Genomic DNA, 22630 nt, shown 5'->3' with positions numbered 1-22630 from the left:
CTTGCGGGGCCATCGAGGGGTCGCGCGGGAGGGCAAGGCACCTGCACGCTAATGTGTCTGCATTCAGCTGTGCATTTGGAAATACGAGCGCCCAAGGGAGAGACTCTTGGGCTTCATCTGTGGGGTAGGCGATCCGTGAGTCCGACTCGCCGTACGACGCGGCGTTCGTTGGCCCGGCGCAGGGTGCCACGCGCCGCCGCTCTGGCGTTGCTGCTGGCCACTGCTACGGCGTGTGCTAATGACGTCCCCGAGGCCGATTGGTCTCGCGGCCTTCTTCCTGATCACGTCACGCAGGAGGGCGGCGTGGTCCAGAGCCTGTGGAACGGGGCCTGGATCGCCGCACTCGCCACGGGCGCCGTCGTCATCGTCCTGATCTTGTGGGCGGCGATCTTCCACCGCAAGCGCAAGTCCAGCGCCGAGCTTCCGCCGCAGGTTCGTTACAACCTGCCGATCGAGATGCTCTACACCCTGATCCCGCTCGTCATGGTGTCGGTGTTCTTCTTCTTCACCGCCCGCGACAGCGAGACCCTCACCAGGGTCGACGGCGACGCGCCGGTCAAGGTGAGCGTCGAGGCGTACCAGTGGAGCTGGCGCTTCACCACGACGGTCAACGGCCAGACGCTGGCCCCGGTCGCGGGCGTGCCCGTGAGCGACTACAACCAGGGCCCCCAGCTCGTCCTGCCGGTGAACACGAAGGTCGAGTTCGACCTTTCGACCGACGACGTCATCCACTCCTTCTGGGTGCCGGAGTTCCTGTTCAAGCGCGACGTCATCCCCGGCATCCCCGAGGACAACCCGGGCCGCAAGTTCCAGATCACGACGCTCAACCGCACGGGCGTCTTCGCCGGTCGCTGCGCCGAGCTCTGCGGTGTCGACCACAGCCGGATGCTCTTCTCGGTGAAGCTCGTTCCGCAGGCTGAGTTCAACCAGTACATCGCGACCCACCAGGCTGGGAGTGCCCAGTGACCGCCATTCAAGAGCCACTGACGACGACGCCGGTCAGGCCGACCTCCAAGGGCCAGATCATCGCCAAGTGGATGTCCTCGACCGATCACAAGATCATCGGGCACATGTACCTGATCACGTCGTTCGCCTTCTTCCTCATCGGCGGCGTCATGGCGTTGATCATGCGGGCCGAGCTGGCGCAGCCGGGGCTGCAGTTCACCAGCAACGAGCAGTTCAACCAGCTGTTCACCATGCACGGCACGATCATGCTGCTCATGTTCGCGACGCCGCTGTTCGCCGGCTTCGCCAACGAGCTGATGCCGCTGCAGATCGGCGCCCCCGACGTGGCGTTCCCCCGCCTGAACATGGTCAGCTACTGGCTCTACCTGTTCGGCAGCATCATCGCCGTGTCGGGCTTCTTCACCCCGGGCGGCGCGGCCTCCTTCGGCTGGTTCGCCTACACGCCGCTGTCCAACGCGATCAACTCGCCGGGCGTCGGCGGCGACCTGTGGATCATGGGTCTGGCCCTGTCGGGTCTCGGCACCATCCTGGGCGCGGTCAACTTCATCACCACGATCATCTGCATGCGCGCTCCCGGCATGACGATGTTCCGCATGCCGATCTTCACCTGGAACATCCTGCTGACCAGCATGCTCGTGCTGATGGCCTTCCCGGTGCTGGCCGCCGCGCTGCTGGCGCTGGAGGCCGACCGCAAGCTCGGCACCCACATCTTCGCCTCCGAGAACGGCGGCGCGCTGCTCTGGCAGCACCTGTTCTGGTTCTTCGGCCATCCCGAGGTGTACATCATCGCGCTGCCGTTCTTCGGCATCGTGACCGAGGTCCTGCCGGTCTTCAGCCGCAAGCCGATCTTCGGCTACATCAGCCTCGTCGCCGCGACCATCTCCATCGCGGGTCTGTCCATCACGGTCTGGGCGCACCACATGTTCCCGACCGGGCAGGTGCTGTTGCCGTTCTTCTCGTTCATGACGTTCCTCATCGCCGTGCCGACGGGGGTGAAGTTCTTCAACTGGATCGGCACGATGTGGCGGGGACACCTGTCGTTCGAGTCGCCGATGCTCTTCTCGGTCGGCTTCCTCATCACCTTCCTGCTGGGCGGTCTGACGGGCGTCATCCTGGCCTCGCCGCCGCTCGACTTCCACATCAGCGACACCTACTTCGTCGTCGCCCACTTCCACTACGTGGTCTTCGGCACCGTCGTGTTCGCCATGTTCGCCGGCTTCTACTTCTGGTGGCCCAAGTTCACCGGCAAGATGCTCGACGACAAGCTCGGCAAGCTGCACTTCTGGCTGCTGTTCATCGGCTTCCACACCACGTTCCTCGTGCAGCACTGGCTGGGCATGCTCGGCTTCCCGCGCCGCTACGCCGACTACAGCGCGGCCGACGGCTTCACCGACCTCAACATGTTGTCGTCGGTGGGCGCGTTCATCCTGGGCGCCTCGACGCTGCCGTTCTTCTACAACGTCTGGAAGACCTGGCGCAGCGCGCCCAAGGTCACGGTCGACGACCCCTGGGGCTACGGCGGTTCGCTCGAGTGGGCGACCTCCTGCCCGCCGCCGCGGCACAACTTCACCTCGCTGCCGCGCATCAGGTCCGAGCGTCCGGCGTTCGACCTGCACTATCCGCACGTTTCCACCAAGTCCGCCCAGGAGGTCGAGGCCTGATGAAGGTCCAGGGTTGGCTGTTCCTGCTGTGCGGCGTGTTCTTCGCCGGCGTCGACATCGCCTACTGGTTCTGGACGAAGGCGGAGACGGGCCAGGGTGAGCCGGTCGGCACCACGGCCATGGCCATCTCGGTCGGGTTCGCGTTCATGGTGGGCTACTACCTGATGTTCACCGCGCGGCGCATCGGCGCGCAGCCGGAGGACAACAAGCAGGCCGAGATCAGCGACGGCGCGGGCGAGCTCGGGTTCTTCAGCCCGAGCAGCTGGTGGCCGCTGTTCGTCTGCCTGGCGGCGGCGTTCGCCTTCGCCGGCTTCGTCATCGGCTTCTGGATGTTCCTGATCGGGATCTTCCTGGTCATCATGGCCATGATCGGGTTCGTCTTCCAGTACTACCGAGGCCACTTCTCGCACTGAGATCCGTCCTGAAGCGGACATTCTTCCCTTGGGGAAGGGTGTCCGCTTTTTGGCGTTCCTTAACGGTCTGCGGATGTGGTGAACTGCTCACTCCGGGTAATAAAGGAGGCAGACGGATCGATCTTGGACGAGGGAGTACTCGTGGGGCGCGTAGCGTATCGACCGGCCGGCCTGCTGGCCATGGCGCTGCTGACGGCGTGCTCAGCGGGCGGCCCGGCCGTGGACCCTGACAAAGGGGCCGCCATGGCAGGCGGCGCCCGGAGTGTCTCGGTGGGGGTCTCTCCGGCGAACAAGACCGCGAACGTGCCGACCGACCAGCCCGTGGTCGTGTCGGCCCAGGGGGGCACGCTCAAGAGCGTGCGGGTCGACGGCGGCAAGTCAGGCCCGCTCAAGGGCGTCCTGAGCGCCGACGCCACCCGGTGGCGCAGCCTCGGCACCGCCCGGCCCAGCAGCGAATACACGGTCACCGCCGTCTCCGTGGACGCCGCCGGCAAGCAGACCGAGACGACCACCAGGTTCTCCACGGTGAAGGCCAACAAGACGTTCGACATCGAGTCGATCACCCCGAACAAGGAGATGACCGGGCTGACCGTCGGAGTCGGCATGCCCGTCATGATCGCCTTCGACCAGCCGGTCACCGACCGGGTCTCGGTGGAGCGCAACCTCATCGTCCGCAGCTCCAAGCCGGTGGAAGGCGCCTGGCACTGGTTCGACGACCAGCACGTGGACTTCCGGCCGCGCAAGTACTGGCCCGCGCACACGAAGGTGCGGGTGGAGGCCAAACTGGCCGGCGTGCGCGGCGCGGCCGGCATGTACGGCAAGCGCGACGTCAAGCTCGACTTCAAGATCGGCCGGGAGCAGATCACCAAGGGCAGCATGAAGACCCACATGCTCACGGTGCGGCGCGACGGCAAGAAGATCCGCACCATGCCCATGAGCGCCGGCAAGGGCGGCGTGTGGAAGTACCACACGACCTCCGGCATCCACCTGGCGATGTCGCGAGAGCCCGTCACGGTCATGACCTCGCCCGGGGTCGGGCCCGGCCAGTCCGGCTACTACCGGACGACCACCTACAACAACGTCCGCATCTCCAACAGCGGCGAGTACGTGCACAGCGCGCCGTGGTCGGTGGGCTCCCAGGGCAACGCGAACGTCAGCCACGGCTGCGTGAACGTCAGCCCGGAGAACGCGCGGTGGTTCATCAAGAACACCCTGATCGGCGACCCGATCGTGCTCACGGGCTCGCCCAGGCCGCTGGAGCCGACCAACGGGTGGGGGCACTGGCAGGAGAACTGGAAGCAGTGGCTCCAGTGGAGCTCGCTGAAGGACGGCCCCACCAACAGCCTGGTCTGACCCGGCAGCAGGACGACGCGGGCCCGAGTCTCTCCGGAGACCCGGGCCCGCGGTCGTGTACCTGCGGTGTGCGGACCGTGCGCGCCGGCGGGCGTCCAGGGGACGCCCCGCGGGCGGCAGGGCTGGTACGGCGCTCTCAGGGCCTCGCGTGGGGGAGTCAGGCGCGGGTGAAGGAGGCGCTGGCTTCGACCCAGCGCTCGAGGGTGGCCGCCGCGGCGCCCGAGTCGACCGCCTGGGACGCGCGGGCATAGGCGTCGGTCATGGCCTGGTCGAGGTCGTCGCCGGGGCCGTCGAGCGCCACCAGCGCCGCGGCCGCGTTGAGCAGCACGGCGTCGCGCACCGGCCCGGTCTTGCCGCCCACCAGCTCGTGCACGGCCTGGGCGTTGAACGCCACGTCGCCGCCGCGCAGCGCGCCCACGTCGGCGCGCGGGATGCCGAGGACCGACGGGTCGAACGTGGTCTGCGTCGCGGCGCCGTCCTTGACCACCCAGACGGTGGAGGTGCCGGCGATGGTCAGCTCGTCGAGCCCGTCGTCGCCGCGGAACACCAGCGCCGACACGCCGCGCTCGGCGAAGACGCCGGCCAGCACGGGCAGCATCTTGGGGTCGTAGACGCCGATGGCCTGCGCCGAGGGGCGGGCCGGGTTGGTGAGCGGGCCCAGGAAGTTGAAGAACGTGGGGATGCCGATCTCCTTGCGCACCGGTCCGGCGAACCGCAGCGCGGGGTGGTAGACCGGGGCGAAGCAGAACGCGATGCCGGCCTCGCGCGCCACCTGCGCGGTCTGCGCCGGCGTGAGGTCGAGCCGGACGCCGAGGTGCTCCAGGACGTCGGCGGCGCCGCACGAGGACGACGCGGCGCGGTTGCCGTGCTTGACGACGCGGGCGCCGGCCGCGGCGGTCACGATGGCGGCCATCGTGGAGACGTTGACGGTGTGGGCGCGGTCGCCGCCCGTGCCGACGACGTCGACCACGGGCCCCTCCACGCTCAGCGGCGTGGCCAGGTCGAGCATGGTGCGGGCCAGGCCGACCACCTCGGCCACGGTCTCGCCCTTGGCGCGCAGCGCGATCGCGAAGCCGGCGATCTGAGCGGGCGTCGCGGCGCCGGACATGATCTCCCGCATCGCCCAGGCCGTCTCGTCGGAGGTGAGGTGCTCTCCGGCGAGGAGAGCGGAAAGCAGCGTGGGCCAGGTCGTACGGGAGTCCATGGGCACCTACTTGGCGTTGAGGCGGGTGGCGGAACGACGGCGCATCAGGTCGGCCACGGTGTCGGCCAGCACGATCGGCTCAAGGGGCTGCGACACGACCGCGTCGGCCTTCGACCACTCGGCCAGCCAGCGGTCGTCGCGCCTGGCGATGATCAGGCAGATGGGCGGGCAGTCGTAGACCTCGTCCTTGGCCTGGCGGGAGACCCCCATGCCGCCCGCGGGCTGCGTCTCGCCGTCGAGGACGGCCACGTCGATCTCGCCGGAGCCCAGCCACTGGTGCACCTTGGGCTCGGTGGCGCACTCCACGATCTCGACGAGGGGGACGTCGGCGGCGGGCCGCCTGCCGATGGCCCGGATCACCTCGGCCCTGGTCGCCGCGTCGTCGCTGTAGACGAGGACCCTCATCTTGTCGTCGGTGCTCCCAGTGGACATCGCTCGCGCTCACTATCAGTCGAAGCGGTATGGTCACCTGGGATCGTACCGGTGTGTCGGTGTGCTGGCCCAGGCCACCATGCCTGGTGGGTGGTTTATACCGATTATCCCAGGTTGGTCGGTGGTTCGTACCTGCTAACGGGGGGTCGTGCGCCGGACCGACCACCGGAGCCGCAATAATGCTGCCCGTGGCGACAGCATCCGCAATAACTTCGACGACGACAGCACAGTCGTACCGCAGACCCAACCTGGTCAGTGTCGGGACGATCGTCTGGCTGTCCTCTGAGCTCATGTTCTTCGCGGCGCTGTTCGCGATGTACTTCACCATCCGGTCGGTGAGCGAGGGCAAGGGCCTCGAGTGGGGGCCCGCGCTTCTTCCCGCAGGCACGCAAGCGGCCGAGGGCGTCGCTCACCTGAACATCCCGTTCGCGACGGCCAACACGATCATCCTGGTTCTGTCGAGTGTGACGTGCCAGCTGGGCGTGTGGGCCGCGGAGAAGGGGCAGGTCGGTAAGCTCCGCTTCTGGTACATCGTCAGCTTCCTCATGGGCGCGGTCTTCATCGCCGGCCAGCTGTACGAGTACATGGAGCTGGCGTCAGAGGGCGCGACCCTGTCCGCCAACGCCTACACCTCGGTGTTCTACCTGACGACGGGCTTCCACGGCCTGCACGTGACCGGTGGCCTGATCGCGTTCCTGTTCATGCTGGGACGCACGTACGCCGCGAAGCGCTTCACGCATGAGCAGGCCACCAGCGCGATCGTGGTGTCGTACTACTGGCACTTCGTAGACGTCGTCTGGATCGGTCTTTTCGCGACCATTTACATCATTCGTTAAGGAACGGGATCTCTGTGATTAGGATCACCGCTTGGCGGCGGCATCCCCTCGCGAGATACGCCGTCCTGATTTTGGCGTTGGCGCTGGTCGGGATGGTATACGCCGCCTTTGTCCAGGCGGGTAAGCCTGCCGACGCGGCACTGGCGGCAGGCAAGGTCGACGATGTGGCCGAGGGCAAGAGCCTGTTCGTCCAGCACTGCTCGAGCTGCCATGGGATGAACGCCGAGGGCACCACCACGGCACCCACGCTCATCGGCGTGGGCGCTGCCGCCGTCGACTTCCAGATGAGCACCGGCCGCATGCCGGCCGGCGCTCCAGGGCCGCAGGCGCCCCGTAAGCCTTTGGCCCCGTGGGTCAACGAGACGACGACCCGCCAGATCGCGGCGTACGTGCAGTCGCTGGGCGGCGGCCCGCAGGTGCCCGCCGCCGAGCACGTCGACCCCAAGCTCGGCGACGCCGGCAAGGGCGGCGAGCTCTTCCGCGCCAACTGCATCCAGTGCCACAACTGGGCCGGCGCCGGTGGCGCCCTGACCCAGGGCAAGTACGCGCCCAACCTCAACTCGGCGACCCCCACGCAGATCTACGAGGCGATGATCACCGGCCCGCAGGCCATGCCGGTCTTCAACGACACGACGATCACGCCCGAAGAGAAGCGCAGCATGATCGCCTACATCACCCAGGTCCGTGAGCAGAAGGACCCGGGTGGCTTCGGTCTGGGACGCATCGGCCCGGTCACCGAGGGTCTCGTAGCGTGGATCGTGGGACTCAGCGCCCTCGCACTCGCCGCCATCTGGATCACCGCGAAGAAGCGACAGAAGTCATGACAGACAACGAGCACGAGATCGAGCAGCCGGACGAGCGCGTTCCCAAGCGCGTCATCGGCACCCCCCCACCGGGCACCTCGATGCTCGGCACCGTGGAAGCGCCCCGGGCCGAGGAGGAGGTCCCGGGCGTCACGCTGCAGGACGAGGCCAAGGCCCGTAAGGCCGAGAAGATCGTCGCGCTCTGCTTCGTGATCACGTTCCTGGCGGCCATCGCGTTCATCATCTCCTACGTGGTGTTCCAGGTCGGCAGCCCCGAGGCGACGGGAGCGTCCAACCTCGCGCTGGGCTCGTCGCTGACGGTGGCGATCCTCAGCCTCGCGATCGGCATCGTGATCTGGGTCCGCCAGATCATGCCGAAGTACTCCCTCGTCCAGGAGCGCCACCCGATGGTCTCCGACGAGGAGGACCGCGGGGTCGTGGGCCGGACGTTCGTCCAGGGCGCCAACGAGAGCGGCTTCGTCAAGCGCAAGCTGCTGCGCCGCACGCTGCTGCTGGGTGCGGCCCCGCTGGGCCTCATCCCGCTGGTGCTGCTGCGTGACCTCGACAACACCAAGATGCCGGGCTCGCAGTTCAACAAGCTGCTGCGGCACACGGTCTGGGGCGAGAAGACCAAGGAGGGCAAGCCGCTGCGGCTCGTCGTCGAGGGCACCGGCCAGCCCATCAGGGCGGCCGACTTCAACTCGCCCGGCGGCATCCTGTCGGTCGTCCCCGAGGGCTACGAGCACGACCTCACCGCCCTGGCCAAGGCCACGCTGATCCTGATCAAGTTCCGTCCCGAGGAGCTCAAGAGCGGCGTCAGGCAGAACTGGACGCACGACGGCATCGTGGCGTACTCGAAGATCTGCACCCACGTGGGCTGCCCCGCGGCCCTGTACGAGCAGAACACCCACCACATCCTCTGCCCGTGCCACCAGTCGACGTTCGACGCCGCCGACGGTGCGAAGGTCATCTTCGGCCCGGCCGCCCGGCCGCTGCCGCAGCTGCCGATCACCGTCGACTCCGAGGGTTACCTCGTCGCCCAGGGCGACTTCGAGGTGCCCGTCGGGCCCAGCTACTGGGAGCGCGGTGACGCCGAGGCCGAGGCCCGGGCCAAGGGAGGCCAGGCGTGAGCGAGCTGAAGACCGTCCCCCAGGCCATCACCGGGCCGTCGAACTTCCTCGACGAGCGCCTCGGTGGGGCCAATTTCCTCAAGCGCAACCTGCGCAAGATCTTCCCCGACCACTGGTCGTTCCTGCTGGGTGAGATCGCGCTCTACTCCTTCGTCATCCTGCTGCTGACCGGTACGTTCCTGACGTTCTGGTACAAGCCGAGCATGATGGAGGTCGCCTACGACGGCTCGTACGCGCCGCTCAGGGGCGTCATGATGTCCGAGGCCTACGCGTCGTCGCTGGAGATCAGCTTCGACGTCCGGGGTGGTCTGCTCATCCGGCAGATGCACCACTGGGCGGCCCTGCTCTTCGTGGCCGGCATGATGGTCCACGCGCTGCGCGTGTTCTTCACCGGCGCCTACCGCAAGCCGCGTGAGATCAACTGGATCATCGGCGTGCTGCTGCTGACGCTGGCGCTGGCCGAGGGCCTGACCGGCTACTCCCTCCCCGACGACCTGCTCTCCGGCGCCGGTCTGCGGATCACCGAGGGTGTGGCGATCTCGCTGCCGCTGGTGGGGACGTACATCACGTTCTTCCTGTTCGGCGGGGAGTATCCGGGTCACGATGTCATCTCCCGGTTCTACTCGTTGCACATCCTGCTCATCCCGGGCATCCTGCTGGCGCTGATCTCGGCCCACATGGTGCTCATGTGGGTGCAGAAGCACACGCAGATGCCGGGCAAGGGCCGGACCAACCAGAACGTGGTGGGCGCGCCGTTCTACCCGGCCTTCATGGCGAAGGCGGGAGCGTACTTCCTGTTCACGCTCGGCGTGATCGCCGGTCTGGGAACGTTCGCGCAGATCAACCCGATCTGGATCTTCGGCCCGTACACACCGGCCGACGTGTCGGCGGGCTCGCAGCCCGACTTCTACATGGGCTTCCTCGAAGGCGCGCTGCGCATCATGCCACCGTGGGAGATCAACCTCTTCGGCACGGCCCACGCGGGCACCCTGCCGCTGAGCGTCATCATCCCGGCGCTGGTGCCGATGGGCATCATCATGACGGGCCTGGCGCTCTATCCGTTCCTCGAACGCTGGGTGACGGGCGACCACCGCGAGCACCACGTCGCCGACCGTCCGCGCAACAACCCGCACCGCACCTCGATCGGCGTCTCCGCGATGACGTTCTACGGTGTGCTGTGGCTGCTCGGCGCCAACGACGAGATCTCCGCCTTCTTCCACATCAGCCTCAACTGGACGACGTACGCCGGTCGGGTGCTGATCTTCCTGGGGCCGGCGCTGGCGTACCTGATCACCTACCGCATGTGCCTGGGCCTGCAGCGCTCCGACCAGGCGGTCATCTCGCACGGCGTCGAGTCGGGCGTGATCAAGCGGCTGCCGCACGGTGAGTTCATCGAGGTCCACACGCCGCCGGCGGAGGACATCGAGGCTCACATGCGGGGCAAGCAGCCGGTGCCGATGCTGCCGGTGGCCGAGGACGCCGCCGGCATCCCGCCGAAGGGCATGCGCGGGCCGCTCGGCAGGCTGCGCGCCCGGATGTCCAAGGCGTACGGCGGGGAGAAGATCCCGCTGGAGGACCCGCACGGGCACGAGGAGCACGCCGCCATCGGTCATGGTGGCGAGGAGGAGCACGCCGCCGTCGGGTCGAGCGACGACGACCGCAGCCTCACGCACTGATTCCTGCCGCCACAACCGCACGGGCCCGGACGAGCTTGTCGTCCGGGCCCGTCGGCGTCTTCAGGCGTTCTTGACGAGTGACAGGTCGAACTCGAGGGTGATCTTGTCCGAGACCATCACGCCGCCGGTCTCCAGGACGGCGTTGGTCGTCATGCCGTAGTCGCTGCGGTTGATCGCGAGGCCGCCCTCGAAGCCGACGCGGGTGGCGCCCTGGGCGTCGACCGAGGTGCCGGTGTAGTCGAGCGGGATCGTGATCTGCCTGGTCACGCCGCGGATCGTCAGATCGCCGGTCACCTCGAAGCTGTCACCGCCGACGTGCTTGACATCGGTGGAGACGAAGGTGATGTGCGGGTAGTTGGCGACGTCCAGGAAGTCGCCGGTGCGCAGGTGGTCGTCGCGCATGCCGTTGCCGGTCTCGATGCCGGCCACGTCGAGGGTCACGCGAACGCTGGAGGCGCCCGGGTTGGCGGCGTCCAGGTGGGCGGGGGCCTCCTTGAGGGGGATGCTGCCACGGACCTTGGTGATCATCGCGTGGCGGGCCATGAAGCCGAAGCGGCTGTGGGCGGGGTCGATGGTGTAGTCGCCGGTGAGTTCGCTGGGGTACACGTCTGACTCCAATTAGTTCAGCACTGGAAGATTCAGCAGGACAATACATCTGCTTTATTTCAGCGCGCAACTATCCAGTACGATGCCGAGGTGACGCGATGGCTGGACGACGACGAACAACGCGCCTGGCGCGCCTTCACGATGGCGAGCCGGCTGCTCCACGACCGGCTGGAGCGTGACCTGCTGGCTGCGGCCGACATGCCGCCCACCTACTACGAGCTGCTCGTCCTGCTGTCGGAGGCGCCCGAGCGGACCATGCGGATGAGCGAGCTGGCGCACTGGACCAACTCCAAGCCCAGCCGCATCTCCCACGCGGTCGGCAAGCTCGAGCAGAAGGGATGGGTGCGCCGGGAGCACTTCGCCGGCGACCGGCGGGGCTGGCTGGCCGTCCTGACGGACGAGGGGCTCGCCGCGCTGCAGGCGGCGGCTCCGCCGCACGTGGCCAGCGTCCGCGAGCACCTGATCGACCTGCTGACGCGGGAGCAACTCCGGCACCTGGAGGACATCAGCCGCACCCTCCTCGACCACCTGTGCGCCCCGGCCTCTCGCCCCAGCGACCCAGACCGCCCCACGGGGTGATCCCAGGCGCCCGCCCCGGACGTCGGCCCAGCGCTCACCGCGAACCGCCCAGCACCTGACCTGGTGTCCAGGGACGCCGATACCAAGGGCTGCGGGGCGTCCAGGGGTGGATCGGTGCCAGATGGTTCACACCGAGGTCGCCGTGGTCGGCGAACGTGCACACCCGAGGACACCCTGCTGCGCGACGTCCGGATGGACCGCGTCGGCGCGGGTGACCTGGTCGTCTTCCCGTACCCGGGGTCCTGCGGCCGGGAGTTCGCCATGCATCGGTTCCTCGCCCATCCCGGGGTCGAAACGCCACCTGCTCTGCCCCTAGGGGATTCGATGGTCGCTCGGGGGTGGTTCGATGCCCAGGGGTAATTCGGCCGCCGAGGGGTGGTTCGGTGTCCAGCTTGGCGACCCGCGGCACCCCTCCGGGCCGGCCGCCGCGATGACTGCTTCTCCCCGACCAGTCATCCGCCCGTGGGGGGAGTGGTGTCGCCTCGCCAGGAAGCGTGCGCGCCCACAGGATGCGGGACGGCTCACCGTCCGCGCTCCACAAGCGGTGCCGGTCGGCAAGTCGTGCCGGTGATGAGCGGTGCCGGCGGAGGGTCGGACGGTTGTGATCGTCCTAGAGTGCGTGCCCGCGTCCGGCCCGGCGTCGATGCGGCTCGTTGTCCGTGGGCGTTCAAAGGGGCCGCGTACCTTCGCCGGAGTACCTGTGAGGGACGGCACAGCTCCGGGTGGGCCCTTCACCACCTCCCTTTCAGAAGGACCTGTGCCGTCCGGGACGGGGAGTCTCCGTCGGTGGGGCGGGTGGTTGGAGCTTGGAGGGGGTTGGCCTGGGTGGGGGTGGCGTTCCCCGTGGGTGGGATGTCGCGGTGGTGCTGGGGTGTGAGGTCGGCATGACGTCGTGGGGGCTCACCGGCAAAGTGGTGTCGCCGGCGTTGGCCGGTGCGGCCCTCATGCCGTTGCGCCGGCGGAATCCGGTTGTCGTGACGGTGTCGGTCGCGGTTCTCTACGTGGTGGGTGCTCAGCCGCCGGAGTACGGCGCGCCGGTCAGCGCCATGGTGATCGCTCTGTGCAGCGTGGGCCGTGACTGGGCCGTCGTGGCGGCGTTGTCCGTGCCCGCTGGCGCGCTCATCACCCGCGGTCTCGTGGGAGTCGGTGGCCATGGGCCTGTCCATCGCGCTGGTGCCGGCGATCCCGGTGGCGGCGGGACACATCGTCCGGCTGCGTGCGGAGCCGGACGAGCGGGCAGCCCGGGGGGAGGCGCCCTGGCCTCACTCTCATGCGGGTCTCGGGCTGGGGCCGGATCCTCGTGCGGGGCGTCAGCCGGCCGGGCGTGGGTGTGCGGTTGCGTCACCGGGGATGGGCTCGCGCACGTTCATGGTGGCCTCGTGCACGTTCGTGGTGAGCGCGTGCACATTCGTGGTGAGCGCGTGCACGTTCGTGGTGGGTGGGTGCACGTGTGCCCGGGCTGTGTCGGCGTGCGGAAGGCTTCGCGCGCAGGCGAGTGCGTGCGTGGGGGCCTCGGGCGCGCGGGCCTGAGGCTTGCGGGTCTGAGGCTTGAGGTGGGGTCGAGGGGACGCGGTCAGTCGGCTTCGGGGAAGCCGATGGAGAAGGCGGACTCGAGGTCGTGCCGGGAGTAGGTGCGGAAGGCGATGTGGGTCTCCGTGTGCAGCACGCCGGGCACCTTGTTGATCCGCCCCGGGATCACCTCGGCGATCTCCTCGTACGCGGCCACCCTGACCATGGCCAGCAGGTCGTACTCGCCGGTGATGGAGTAGACCTCGCTGACCCCCTCGATCTCGGCGATCGTCTGGGCGACCTCCGGGATCCGGTCTACCTCTGCGTTGATGTGGACGATAGCCGTGACCATGGATCTACTCTATCGTTTCACCCCAAAGGTCGTCCCTCTCGCCTGGGCTGCCGGTCGGGGAGGCGGTAGGCGAGGTCGATGCGGGCCTTGTGGCGGGCCGCTCCGCGGGCAGGCAGGGACCACTCGCCGTCGACCTCCACCAGCCGCACCCCGGGCGACTCCAGCCAGCGCAGGATGCACTCGGTCTCCTCGGCGCTCGCGGCGTGCACGGGGCCGGGGCCGGGGATCACCGCTTCCGCGGTGGCCTTCAGCGAGGCCACGAAGGGCGTCGGATGGACGCCCTTCGGCATCACCCCGGCCGCCGCGAGCCGGCCGTAGCGGACGACGTGGATGTCCCATCCGCCGCCGAACGCCGGGCTGGCCGCCACCAGCTCCGGGATGCGGGTGATGGAGCTGAGGCGCTGCATGCGGGCCGCCGTACGGACGAAGGAGGCCAGCCTGTCGCGGTCGACGGACGCCTCCTCGTAGCGCTGCTCCACCGACAGCCGCTCCATGCGGGCCGAGACGGCGGAGAAGACGGGGGAGGCGTCGAGCGTCATGGCGCGGCGGGTGCTCTCGACGTGGATCGCGTATTCCTCCGGGGTCTGCTTGCCCTCGCAGGGCGCGCCGCAGCGGCCCATCTCGTGCAGGACGCAGGCCGCGCGCCGGGTGCGCAGCGAGATCGGCTGGGTGCACTGACGCAGCGGCACGGCCTCGTGCAGGGCGATGCGGGCCTCGTCGGCCAGCCGCGCGCTGGAGAACGGGCCGAGGTAGGTGGCGCCGTCGTCCTTCAGCTCGCGGACGATCGACAGGCGGGGGAAGGCGTCGGTGGTGAGCTTGAGCCAGAGCATCTTCTCGGGGAAGCGGGAGCGGCGGTTGTAGCGCGGCTTGGCGCCGCCGATCAGGCGCAACTCCCTGACCTCGGCCTCCAGCGCGGTCGAGCAGACGATGTGGCGCACCTGCTCGGCGATGCCGATCATCTCGCGGATGCGCGGGCGGGTCTCTCCGGCGGTGAAGTAGGAGCGCACGCGGTTGCGCAGGTTGGTGCTCTTGCCGATGTAGAGGACCTCGCCGCGGGCGTCCTCGAACATGTAGACGCCCGGGGCGTGCGGCACGGACTCGGCCAGGTGACGCTTGCGCTGCTGCTCGGGCGTGGGCGCGCGGACGAACGACTTGAGCTCTTCGAGCGTGTGGACCTGGAACGACCCGGCCCGCTCGATCAGCCCGTGGAGCACGTCGACGGTGGCCCTGGCGTCCTGCAGGGCGCGGTGGCACGGCTCGACGGGGCTGCGGAAGAAGCGCGCCAGGGTGGCGAGCTTGGCGTTGGGGACCTCGTCGCGGGTCAGCACCCGCCGGGCCAGGTCGACGGTGTCGACGACCGGGTTGGACGGCGGGGGATAGCCGAGCGCGGCGCAGGCGGCCTTGACGAAACGGGTGTCGAAACCGGCGTTGTGGGCCACCAGCGTGGCGCCGCGGATGAACTCGAGAAAGCTCGGCAGCACCGACTCGATCTTCGGCGCGGCCATGACCATGGCGTCGGTGATGCCCGTCAGCACGGAGATGAACGGCGGGATCGGCCCACCGGGGTCGACCAGCGTGGAGAGCTCGCCGAGCACCTCGCCCGCCCGCACCTTGACCGCGCCGATCTCGGTGATCGCGTCTTCGGCGGGCGCGCCGCCGGTCGTCTCGAGGTCGAACACGACGAACGTGACCTGGCTCAGCGGCGTGCCGAGCTCGTCGAGAGTTCCTTGAACCGGTTCCACGAACCAAGACCATAGAGAGGCCCACCGACAGGAACGAGTAACCACCCCTCTTGATCCTTAGTTACCCTTCCCTTTATGTCGGCGGGAAGACTGGCCGGCCGCTATTCCCTGATTCGCCCCCTCGGGGCGGGCGGCATGGGAAAGGTGTGGCTGGCACGGGACGAGATGCTCGATCGCGACGTCGCGGTCAAGGAGCTCACGCTGCCCGAGGGCATGGCGCCCAAGGAACGGGCCGACTCGGTGACCAGGGCCGTGCGCGAGGCCCAGGCCACCGCGCGGCTGCGCCACCCCGGCATCGTGGCGCTGCACGACGTCGTCGTCGAGCAGGACCGCCCGTGGCTGGTCATGGAGCTGCTGCGGGGCCGTACGCTCGCCGACACCGTGCGGGAGTTCGGCCCCATGCCGCCCGCGTACGCCGCGAAGGTCGGCGCCGACGTGCTGGAAGCGCTGACCGAGGCTCACCGGCAGGGCATGCAGCACCGCGACGTCAAGCCGGCCAACGTGTTCCTGACCGAGAGCGGCCGGGTCGTCCTCACCGACTTCGGCATCGCGCGGCAGGAGGGCCAGGCCACCATCACCGAGCAGGGCATGATGATCGGGTCGCCCGGGTTCATCGCGCCCGAGCGGCTCGAGGGCCAGCCCGGCGGCCCGGCCGGCGACCTGTGGTCGCTCGGCGCCACGCTGTACGTCGCGCTGGCCGGCCGCCCGGCCTTCGAGGGCTCGGCGGCCGACCGGGTGCGCGCCACGCTGACGCAGCCGGTGCCGGTCGTGCCGGGGCCGCTCGGTCCGCTGGTCGCCGCCATGATGGCGCCCCACCCGGCGGCCCGTCCCGAGGCGCGCGTGGTCGTCGACGCGCTCCGGCAGGTGGCCGCCGGCGGGCCGCTGCCGCCGTTGCCGGACAGCCAGGCCCCCACCGCCCCGCGCCGCGTCCGGCGGCGCGGCCGTACCGTGCTCTGGGTCGCGGTGGCGACGGCGGCGGCCGTGGTGGTGGCCGCGGGGGGCTTCCTCCTGCTGCGCGAGAGCGGCGGGACGCCGGAGGCCTATACGGTGCCCATGGACGTCTGCACGCTGATCAGCTCCGAGGAGGTGCGCGGGATCTTGAAGACGCAGAGCCCGCCCAAGGCGAAGCCCGGCTCCGACGAGGTGGGCCCCACGTGCGAGTGGGCGATGCCCCAGACCGGCATCGGCGTGCAGGTGCAGAAGGACTCCGACACCGTCGACCCGTGGTCGATGACCCCCGTCACGGCCCACACGCTCTTCGAGAACCAGAAGCGCTACTGGAGCCGCTACGACGACCTCGACTGGACGTGGCCCGAGATCGGCGTGACCAAGAGCCAGAAGGCCAAGCGCACGCCGATGCGCGACATCAAGGGTCTCGGCGAGGAGGCGTTCGCGTACGAGCTGACGGGGTCCACGGGCCGGGTGCACTCCGCCCACATCTTCTACCGGGTGGCCAACCTCGTGGTGAACATCGAGTACACCACGCTCGCCGAGCGGCCCACCGACGAGGACGTCAAGCAGGCGGCGCTGAGGGCCGCGCGGGCGAGCGAGCAGGCGTTGCGCGATGCAGGGTGAGCTCTATCTGCTGGCCGGCCGCTACCGCCTGATCGAGCGGCTCGGCCAGGGCGGCGCCGGCACGGTGTGGCGGGCCATCGACGAGATCCTCGACCGCCAGGTCGCCGTCAAGCAGGTGCGCGTGCCGGAGGAGATGAGCCCGCGCGAGCACGCCGAGTTCGCCGACCGGGCCATCCACGAGGCCAGGTCGGCCGGGCGGCTGCGTGACCCGGGCATCGTGCTCGTGCACGACGTCGTCCTCGAGGGCGGCCAGCCGTGGATCATCATGGACCTCGTCACGGGGCGCTCCCTCGACAAGGTGATCAAGGATCAGGGGCCGCTCCCGCCCGCGTTCGTGGCCGCGATCGGGTTACGCGTGCTGTCGGCGCTGGAGGTGGCCCACGCGCACGGCATCCTGCACCAGGACGTCAAGCCGGGCAACATCCTGCTCGACGCCGACGGCTCCGCCATGCTCACCGACTTCGGCATCGCCGCGTCCATGAACGGGCGGGGCGACCGGTACGGCAGCGCCGGCTCGCCCGGCTACATGGCGCCCGAGCGGCTCAACGAGCAGCTCTCCGGCCCGTCAGCCGACCTGTGGTCGCTCGGCGCCAGCCTCTACACGGCGGTGGAGGGGCAGGCGCCGTTCGAGCGGGCGCTGCCCGCCGCGGTGGCGGCGGCGGTGCTGCTGCACGAGCCGCCGTTCCCGTCGCGGGCGGGGCGCGAGCTGGGCGGCCTGCTGATGGCCATGCTCGCCAAGGACCCGGCCACCCGGCCCACCGCGGCCCAGATCCGGCAGGTGCTCACCCGGCAGACCGACCCCGCCACCGCGCCCCGCCCCCGGCGGACCCCTGCCCGGCGCCGGTGGCTGCCGCCGGCGGTGCTCGCCGCCGTCGTGGCGCTGGGCGCGGGCGGCTGGTACGCCACCGGCGCCCTGGGCGAGCGGACGAAGGAGCCCGGCCGCTACGCCACCGCGCCCGACCCGTGCCGGCTGCTGACCGACGCCCAGGTCGCGGAGCTCACGGACGGCACCCCGCGGCGGTCCGCCACCCGCACGGGCGAGTGCCAGTGGACCGTCTCCCGCCGCACGGGGCAGGACAACCGCGTCATCGTGCGGGTCTGGGCCGAGCGTCCCACGAGCGAGCTGGCCGGCCCCCAGGTGGCCGAACGCCGCTTCGCCAGCGAGCACAGCACGCGCTCCGCCGCCGAGGGCACGGCGATGCGCCAGATGTACGGGGCTCTCCGGGACGTGTCCGGCATCGGGGACGCGGCGGTCGTGCAGAACAGCTTCGTGTTCTATATGACGTCCGCTGATTCCGGCAAAGCAGACAGCACGCTGCTTTTCCGAACGAGTAATCTGCTGGGCGAAGTGATCTGGCATCGTGAGGACGTGCCCGTCAAGGCCGAAGGGGACGAGGAAACGGCCATCGCCGCCGCGCGCCTGGTCTTCGCGGCTCTGGCGAAATGACCGTTGTAGGCACTTTGCAAGGGTTCTGACTAGCATGTCCCCCCGACGTCACGGCAACCTCAGGAGTCCCCGTGAACCCCGGTAGCGAGTACGAGCAGCCCACCACGCCTCCGCAGGGGCCGGGCGCGCCGTTCGGGCCGCCGAACATGCCGCCCCGCGTGCCGCCGGACGTACCGCAGAACACTCCGCCGAGAACGCCGCCGAACGTCCCCGGGAACACGCCCCCTGACGGGCCGCCGCAGATGCCCCACAACATGCCGCCGAGCGGGCCGCAGCAGATGCCGCCCGGCGGGCCCCATAACCTGCCGCCGAGCGGGCCGCAGGGCATGCCGCCGCACGGGCCGTGGAGCATGCCTATGGGCGGGCCGCGGAACGTGCCGCCCAGCGGGCCGCAGAACGCGCCCCCTGGGTGGCCGCAGAACATGCCGCCGGGCGGGCCTCCCGGCATGCCGCCGGGCGGGCCGCCAGGTAGGCCGCCGGGCGGGCCGCCAGGTAGGCCGCCGGGCGGGCCGCCAGGGGTTGGGCCCGGCATGCCGCCCCCGCCCCAGGGGCCGCAGTACGGGCAGCCGCCCGTCCAGCACCACGCGCCGCCGAACCCGCCGTCGACGCTGCGCATGTCCATGGGCGAGCAGACGGACGCCCCCAAGGCTCGGCCCACCTGGCTGCTGCCTTCGCTGGCCGCGCTGTTCGTCGTGCTGATCGCCGCCGCCGGCGTGGGGGCTTATCTCCTGTCCGGCGGCGACGCCCCCTCCGACTCGCCCCCGGCCGCCGACGGCGATCCCGCGCCCGCACGGCCGGCGGCGACCGCGGCGGCGGGGCCCGACGTGTGCGCCATGCTGCCGAAGGACGAGGCCGACCGCCTGGTGCCCGACGCGACCGTATCGAGGTCGTCCCGCGAGAACGAGAACACGGTCGACTTCTCCTGCAACTGGCTGAACCGCCGCATCTCGTTCGGCGAGTACTGGCGTGACAGGGAGATCGACGTCAAGATCGCGCAGCACAAGGGCGACGGGGCCAAGACCGGCCGGGCGATGGCGCAGAACTCGTACGAGATCGACTACGGCGGCGCCCGGTACGGCGCGACCGCCAAGCCGTCGCTCGACCCCGACGAGAAGGAGCAGATCTCCCAGGTCAAGGAGATCCCGGGCGTCGGCGACGGCGCGTTCGCCCAGTACACCTGGCGCCGCGACGACATGCTCTGGTACGCCTTCGGCACGGCGTACGCGCGGGTGGGCGACATGACGATGGAGGTCAAGTTCCAGGCGGGACAGCAGCGCAAGGACGCCGAGATCCTGTCCAACGAGACCACCCAGGCGATCACCGAGGCCAACGCGATCCGCGAGGTGAGCGGCCTGGTGAAGCACTTCGCCAAGGGTGCGGCCGACTGGCAGGCGCGCAACCCGAACGTGCTGGCCAAGCCGGAGGCCACGCCCAGCGCGACCACCTCGCCGACCCCGCGGGCGACGCCGTCGCCGACCGTGCTGGCGTCGTTCCCCGCCGAATGCGCGGCCATGTCGGAGACGGCCATCCGGCTCGTGCCAAAGGCCACCACCCGGGCGCGCGGCACCGCCGTAGGGAACGACAACCAGACCGAGTGCCGCTGGCTCAACCGGGAGCTTTCCGGCGGCCCCGGCATCACGAAGATCCGCAGCGCGCTGATCACCGTGCACCGGTTCACCAACCGGGCGGGCGCGATCGACGAGCCCGCGGCCAAGGCGTTCTACACCAGTCAGTTCGGCAGTGCCAAGACCACCGCCGAGTCCTCGATCGGCCGCGTCGTCTGGGGCAAGCTGACCGAGGTCGACGGGCTGGGCGACCAGGCGTACCGGCAGTTCACGCAGATCAGGCAGGGAGAGGTCTCCGCCTCCAGCGGCAGCGTGGTCATGCGCAAGGGCGCGGTGGTCGTCCAGATCGACTACAGCGGCCACCAGCGGCCCGAGGGGGAGGCGACCGACTCGCCCAAGGTCGAGCTCATGACCGAGAAGGAGGCGTTGGCGGGGGCGCACAGCCTGGCGTCGGCGTACCAGAGAGTGCTGAACGCGCAACCGACCGGCAGCTGAACGCACAGGCCGTCGACGCGGACCCCCGCGACAGCGGTTTCGACGCCACCACGGCGACCAACAGGCCGGCCGGCAGGGGCAGCGCCGGCTACGGTCACGACGGGCCCCGAAGCGGTGCGGGCGATCGCGGTGTTCGGGACGGGCGGTGGCCGCGGCATGGTGACCTCGCGTACCTCGTCGAGGCAAAGCCGAAAGGCGCCCGGCATGTCCTGCTGGGACATGCCCGAAGACCTCGTGGCCGCCCCGGCGGTGCGGCGCCATCGCCAGCGGGACGTGCGCCCTGGCAGGTGGGTGCTGGGCCCTTCCAGGCCGCCGGAGTGCTACGGGTTCTGATGCGGAGCCGGCCGTCAGCGCCGTCGCAGAGGCGGCGGTGTGCTCGCGCCGGACGTCTGAGTACATTAACAATATTCATCGGTTGAAGGGGGCACGATGGCCGTCCATCGGAAGGGCTCATCCCCGGCGGACGAGCCGGCCTGCTCGATCGAACGGAGCCTGCAGGTCCTGGGGGAGCGATGGACGTTCCTGATCCTGCGCGAGATCTTCCGGGGGAGGCACAAGTTCGCGGAGATCAGGGATGCCCTGGGCGTCGCTCCCAATCTCTTGAGCGCTCGGCTGAAGACCCTTGTCGATGCCGGCGTGCTGCGGACCCTCAGCTACAGGGAGCCCGGCAGCAGGCAACGGGAGAGCTACCACCTCACCAAGGCCGGCGCGGACTTGCAGCTGGTTCTGGGTGCCTTGCAGCAGTGGGGCGACGTCCACCGCGCCCGACCGGCCGGGCCCTCCACCCTGCGCAGGGCGCGCTCCACCGGCGAGCCGGTGCGGGTCGCGTTCGTCGACAGCGCCGGCCGTGAGGTGTCCGGTGCGGACGTCCTTCTCGACGTTCTGCCCTGAGGCCGGTGCGTTCCCCGGCGAGCTGCACGGGGCGGTCGTGGTGCCGCTGACCCTGGCCCCCGACCGTCACCCGGCAAGGGCTCGCCGACGCGCTCAAGCGGGACGGGCAATCCGGCCATGGGCCGAGGAGCTCGTGCCAGGGCCGCCCTGTCCGGGTCGCTGATCGCCCGGCGTGCTCGGCGGCACGGCTTTGCCGGATGTTGAGGTAGGGCGCAGGGCAATCGGGCAGGCGCGGTCGTGCCCGGTCACCCGCGCCGGCGCCGACGTGTGCGGCGGGGTCGCGCCGGCCGGCCGGATACGCCGGTGACGCGGGCCCTGGTCGGCCGCGGCGACACCCCGGCCGGTGGACCCCGGTCCTCCGTCACCCGCACGCCCGGCCTTGCCCGGCAAGCAGAGAAAGGAATCCGTGATGACTTCTGTGAGGGCCGACGCGTCCGGCCGATTCGTCATCGACGATGCTCTCCCCGTCAACCGCCTCGGCTACGGAACCATGCAGCTGACCGGCCCCGGCGTGTGGGGGCCGCCCGCCGATCCGGACGGGGCTGTGCGGGTGCTGCGCCGGGCGGCGGAACTCGGTGTGACTCTCTTCGACACCGCCGACTCCTACGGCCCGTTGGTCGCCGAGCCGCTGCTACGGCGTGCTCTCGCCCCGTACGACGAGGACATCGTCATCGCCACCAAGGCGGGGTTCACCCGGCAGGGCCCCGACAGGTGGACACCGCTCGGCAGGCCGGCCTACCTGCGCCAGCAGTGCGAGATGAGCCTGCGCATCCTCGGAGTCGACCGGATCGCGCTGCTCCAGTTGCACCGCGTCGATCCGGAAGTGCCCCTCGAAGACCAGGTCGGCGAGCTCAAAGCGCTGAAGGACGAAGGGAAGATCGCGCACATCGGCCTGTCGGAGGTGAGCGTCGACCAGATCGAGCAGGCCCGCGCCATCGCGCCGATCGCTTCCGTGCAGAACCTGTACAACCTGGCCGACCGCACGGCCGAGAACGTGCTCGACCACTGCGAACGCCACCACATCGCCTTCATCCCGTGGTTTCCGCTGGCCACCGGCGGCCTGGTGAAGTCCGGTGGACCGCTCGAAGCCATCGCCTCCCGGCTGTCGGCCACGCCGTCACAACTCGCGCTCGCGTGGCTGCTCCACCGCTCACCGGTCATGTTGCCCATTCCCGGCACCTCGTCGGTCGAGCATCTGGAGCAGAACGTGGCCGCCGCAGGCCTGCAGCTGACCGATGACGACATCACCGCGTTGAGCGCGGCCGTCACGTCGCCAAGCTGACCGGCGATCCCCCGGTGAGGGCGCCTGACGGGCACCGGTCGTTCACCGGGCGGGCGACAGCTCTGAGATCGGATTCCTTCCAAGGGGCCGAAAGAGCGGGCATTGCACCCCAT

Annotated in this window: 20 protein-coding genes; 14 read left to right on the top strand and 6 right to left on the bottom strand. The window is 69.8% G+C overall.

Annotated features, from left to right (window positions below; all coding sequences use genetic code 11):
* Positions 1-135: 135 nt before the first annotated feature.
* The 4 genes from ctaC (at position 136) to ACIBP6_RS18605 (ending at position 4393) form a co-directional block, all read left to right on the top strand.
* Positions 136-966, top strand: a complete 831-nt coding sequence (gene ctaC, locus ACIBP6_RS18620; protein ID WP_111182263.1) for an aa3-type cytochrome oxidase subunit II — start codon at positions 136-138, stop codon at positions 964-966.
* Between the two features lie 71 nt (positions 967-1037).
* Complete coding sequence (gene ctaD / locus ACIBP6_RS18615; RefSeq protein ID WP_246075163.1) at positions 1038-2627, top strand: aa3-type cytochrome oxidase subunit I; 1590 nt, start codon at positions 1038-1040, stop codon at positions 2625-2627.
* Positions 2627-3040 carry a cytochrome c oxidase subunit 4 gene (locus ACIBP6_RS18610; RefSeq protein ID WP_132616442.1) on the top strand — a complete coding sequence of 138 codons (414 nt, stop codon included), beginning with the start codon at positions 2627-2629 and terminating at the stop codon, positions 3038-3040. The genes ctaD and ACIBP6_RS18610 overlap by 1 nt, the downstream gene beginning before the upstream one ends.
* Before the next feature lie 141 nt (positions 3041-3181).
* The gene (locus tag ACIBP6_RS18605) at positions 3182-4393 is read left to right on the top strand and encodes a L,D-transpeptidase (protein WP_397053617.1); all 1212 of its coding nucleotides are present in this window, start codon (positions 3182-3184) and stop codon (positions 4391-4393) included.
* 157 nt (positions 4394-4550) lie between these two features.
* Here the strand turns inward: ACIBP6_RS18605 and trpD are convergent, their stop codons facing one another.
* Positions 4551-5597, bottom strand: a complete 1047-nt coding sequence (gene trpD / locus ACIBP6_RS18600) for an anthranilate phosphoribosyltransferase (protein WP_397053615.1) — start codon at positions 5595-5597, stop codon at positions 4551-4553.
* 6 nt (positions 5598-5603) lie between these two features.
* Entirely contained in the window at positions 5604-6029 is a 426-nt protein-coding gene (locus tag ACIBP6_RS18595; RefSeq protein WP_132616436.1) for a hypothetical protein, read from the bottom strand.
* A gap of 179 nt (positions 6030-6208) precedes the next feature.
* Between ACIBP6_RS18595 and ctaE the strand changes: the two genes are divergently transcribed.
* The 4 genes from ctaE to qcrB are packed head-to-tail and all read left to right on the top strand — an operon-like array spanning position 6209 to position 10474.
* Complete coding sequence (gene ctaE / locus ACIBP6_RS18590) at positions 6209-6865, top strand: aa3-type cytochrome oxidase subunit III (protein WP_397053613.1); 657 nt, start codon at positions 6209-6211, stop codon at positions 6863-6865.
* A 14-nt stretch (positions 6866-6879) separates the two neighbouring features.
* On the top strand, positions 6880-7689 hold the full coding sequence (qcrC, locus tag ACIBP6_RS18585; RefSeq protein ID WP_132616432.1) for a cytochrome bc1 complex diheme cytochrome c subunit: 810 nt from the start codon (positions 6880-6882) through the stop codon (positions 7687-7689).
* Positions 7686-8798: a cytochrome bc1 complex Rieske iron-sulfur subunit gene (gene qcrA, locus ACIBP6_RS18580; RefSeq protein WP_397053611.1), complete on the top strand. Its 1113-nt coding sequence runs from the start codon at positions 7686-7688 to the stop codon at positions 8796-8798. Before qcrC ends, qcrA begins: the two co-directional genes overlap by 4 nt.
* Positions 8795-10474 (top strand): cytochrome bc1 complex cytochrome b subunit, encoded by a 1680-nt coding sequence (gene qcrB / locus ACIBP6_RS18575; RefSeq protein WP_397053609.1) that lies wholly within the window; start codon positions 8795-8797, stop codon positions 10472-10474. Before qcrA ends, qcrB begins: the two co-directional genes overlap by 4 nt.
* Positions 10475-10534: 60 nt before the next feature.
* On the opposite strand, the gene ACIBP6_RS18570 is transcribed toward qcrB, so the two are convergent.
* Positions 10535-11080 (bottom strand): YceI family protein, encoded by a 546-nt coding sequence (locus ACIBP6_RS18570; RefSeq protein ID WP_397053607.1) that lies wholly within the window; start codon positions 11078-11080, stop codon positions 10535-10537.
* 90 nt (positions 11081-11170) lie between these two features.
* On the opposite strand from ACIBP6_RS18570, the gene ACIBP6_RS18565 reads away from it, so the two are divergent.
* Positions 11171-11659, top strand: a complete 489-nt coding sequence (locus tag ACIBP6_RS18565; RefSeq protein ID WP_397053605.1) for a MarR family winged helix-turn-helix transcriptional regulator — start codon at positions 11171-11173, stop codon at positions 11657-11659.
* 1310 nt (positions 11660-12969) lie between these two features.
* Here ACIBP6_RS18565 and ACIBP6_RS18560 read toward each other — a convergent pair.
* The 3 genes from ACIBP6_RS18560 to ACIBP6_RS18550 form a co-directional block, all read right to left on the bottom strand.
* The gene (locus tag ACIBP6_RS18560; protein ID WP_397053603.1) at positions 12970-13107 is read right to left on the bottom strand and encodes a hypothetical protein; all 138 of its coding nucleotides are present in this window, start codon (positions 13105-13107) and stop codon (positions 12970-12972) included.
* A gap of 125 nt (positions 13108-13232) precedes the next feature.
* On the bottom strand, positions 13233-13520 hold the full coding sequence (locus tag ACIBP6_RS18555; RefSeq protein WP_111184801.1) for an Lrp/AsnC family transcriptional regulator: 288 nt from the start codon (positions 13518-13520) through the stop codon (positions 13233-13235).
* Positions 13521-13537: 17 nt separating this feature from the next.
* Positions 13538-15262 (bottom strand): DEDD exonuclease domain-containing protein, encoded by a 1725-nt coding sequence (locus ACIBP6_RS18550; RefSeq protein WP_397053600.1) that lies wholly within the window; start codon positions 15260-15262, stop codon positions 13538-13540.
* A gap of 75 nt (positions 15263-15337) precedes the next feature.
* On the opposite strand from ACIBP6_RS18550, the gene ACIBP6_RS18545 reads away from it, so the two are divergent.
* The 5 genes from ACIBP6_RS18545 to ACIBP6_RS18525 all read left to right on the top strand — a co-directional run bounded on the left by ACIBP6_RS18545 (position 15338) and on the right by ACIBP6_RS18525 (position 22517).
* Positions 15338-16837, top strand: coding sequence for a serine/threonine-protein kinase (locus ACIBP6_RS18545; RefSeq protein ID WP_397053599.1), 1500 nt, complete (start codon positions 15338-15340; stop codon positions 16835-16837).
* On the top strand, positions 16827-18284 hold the full coding sequence (locus ACIBP6_RS18540) for a serine/threonine-protein kinase (protein ID WP_397053598.1): 1458 nt from the start codon (positions 16827-16829) through the stop codon (positions 18282-18284). The genes ACIBP6_RS18545 and ACIBP6_RS18540 overlap by 11 nt, the downstream gene beginning before the upstream one ends.
* Positions 18285-18355: 71 nt before the next feature.
* A complete protein-coding gene (locus ACIBP6_RS18535; protein ID WP_397053597.1) occupies positions 18356-20344 on the top strand; it encodes a proline-rich domain-containing protein in 1989 nt (662 codons plus the stop codon).
* 429 nt (positions 20345-20773) lie between these two features.
* A complete protein-coding gene (locus tag ACIBP6_RS18530) occupies positions 20774-21235 on the top strand; it encodes a winged helix-turn-helix transcriptional regulator (protein ID WP_397053595.1) in 462 nt (153 codons plus the stop codon).
* A 409-nt stretch (positions 21236-21644) separates the two neighbouring features.
* Entirely contained in the window at positions 21645-22517 is an 873-nt protein-coding gene (locus ACIBP6_RS18525; protein WP_397053593.1) for an aldo/keto reductase, read from the top strand.
* Positions 22518-22630: the final 113 nt, after the last annotated feature.

Origin of the sequence: Nonomuraea terrae (genome assembly GCF_044465245.1) — a bacterium.
GTDB classification, from domain to species: domain Bacteria; phylum Actinomycetota; class Actinomycetes; order Streptosporangiales; family Streptosporangiaceae; genus Nonomuraea; species Nonomuraea terrae.
This window is presented reverse-complemented; position numbering and strand designations above follow the sequence as displayed.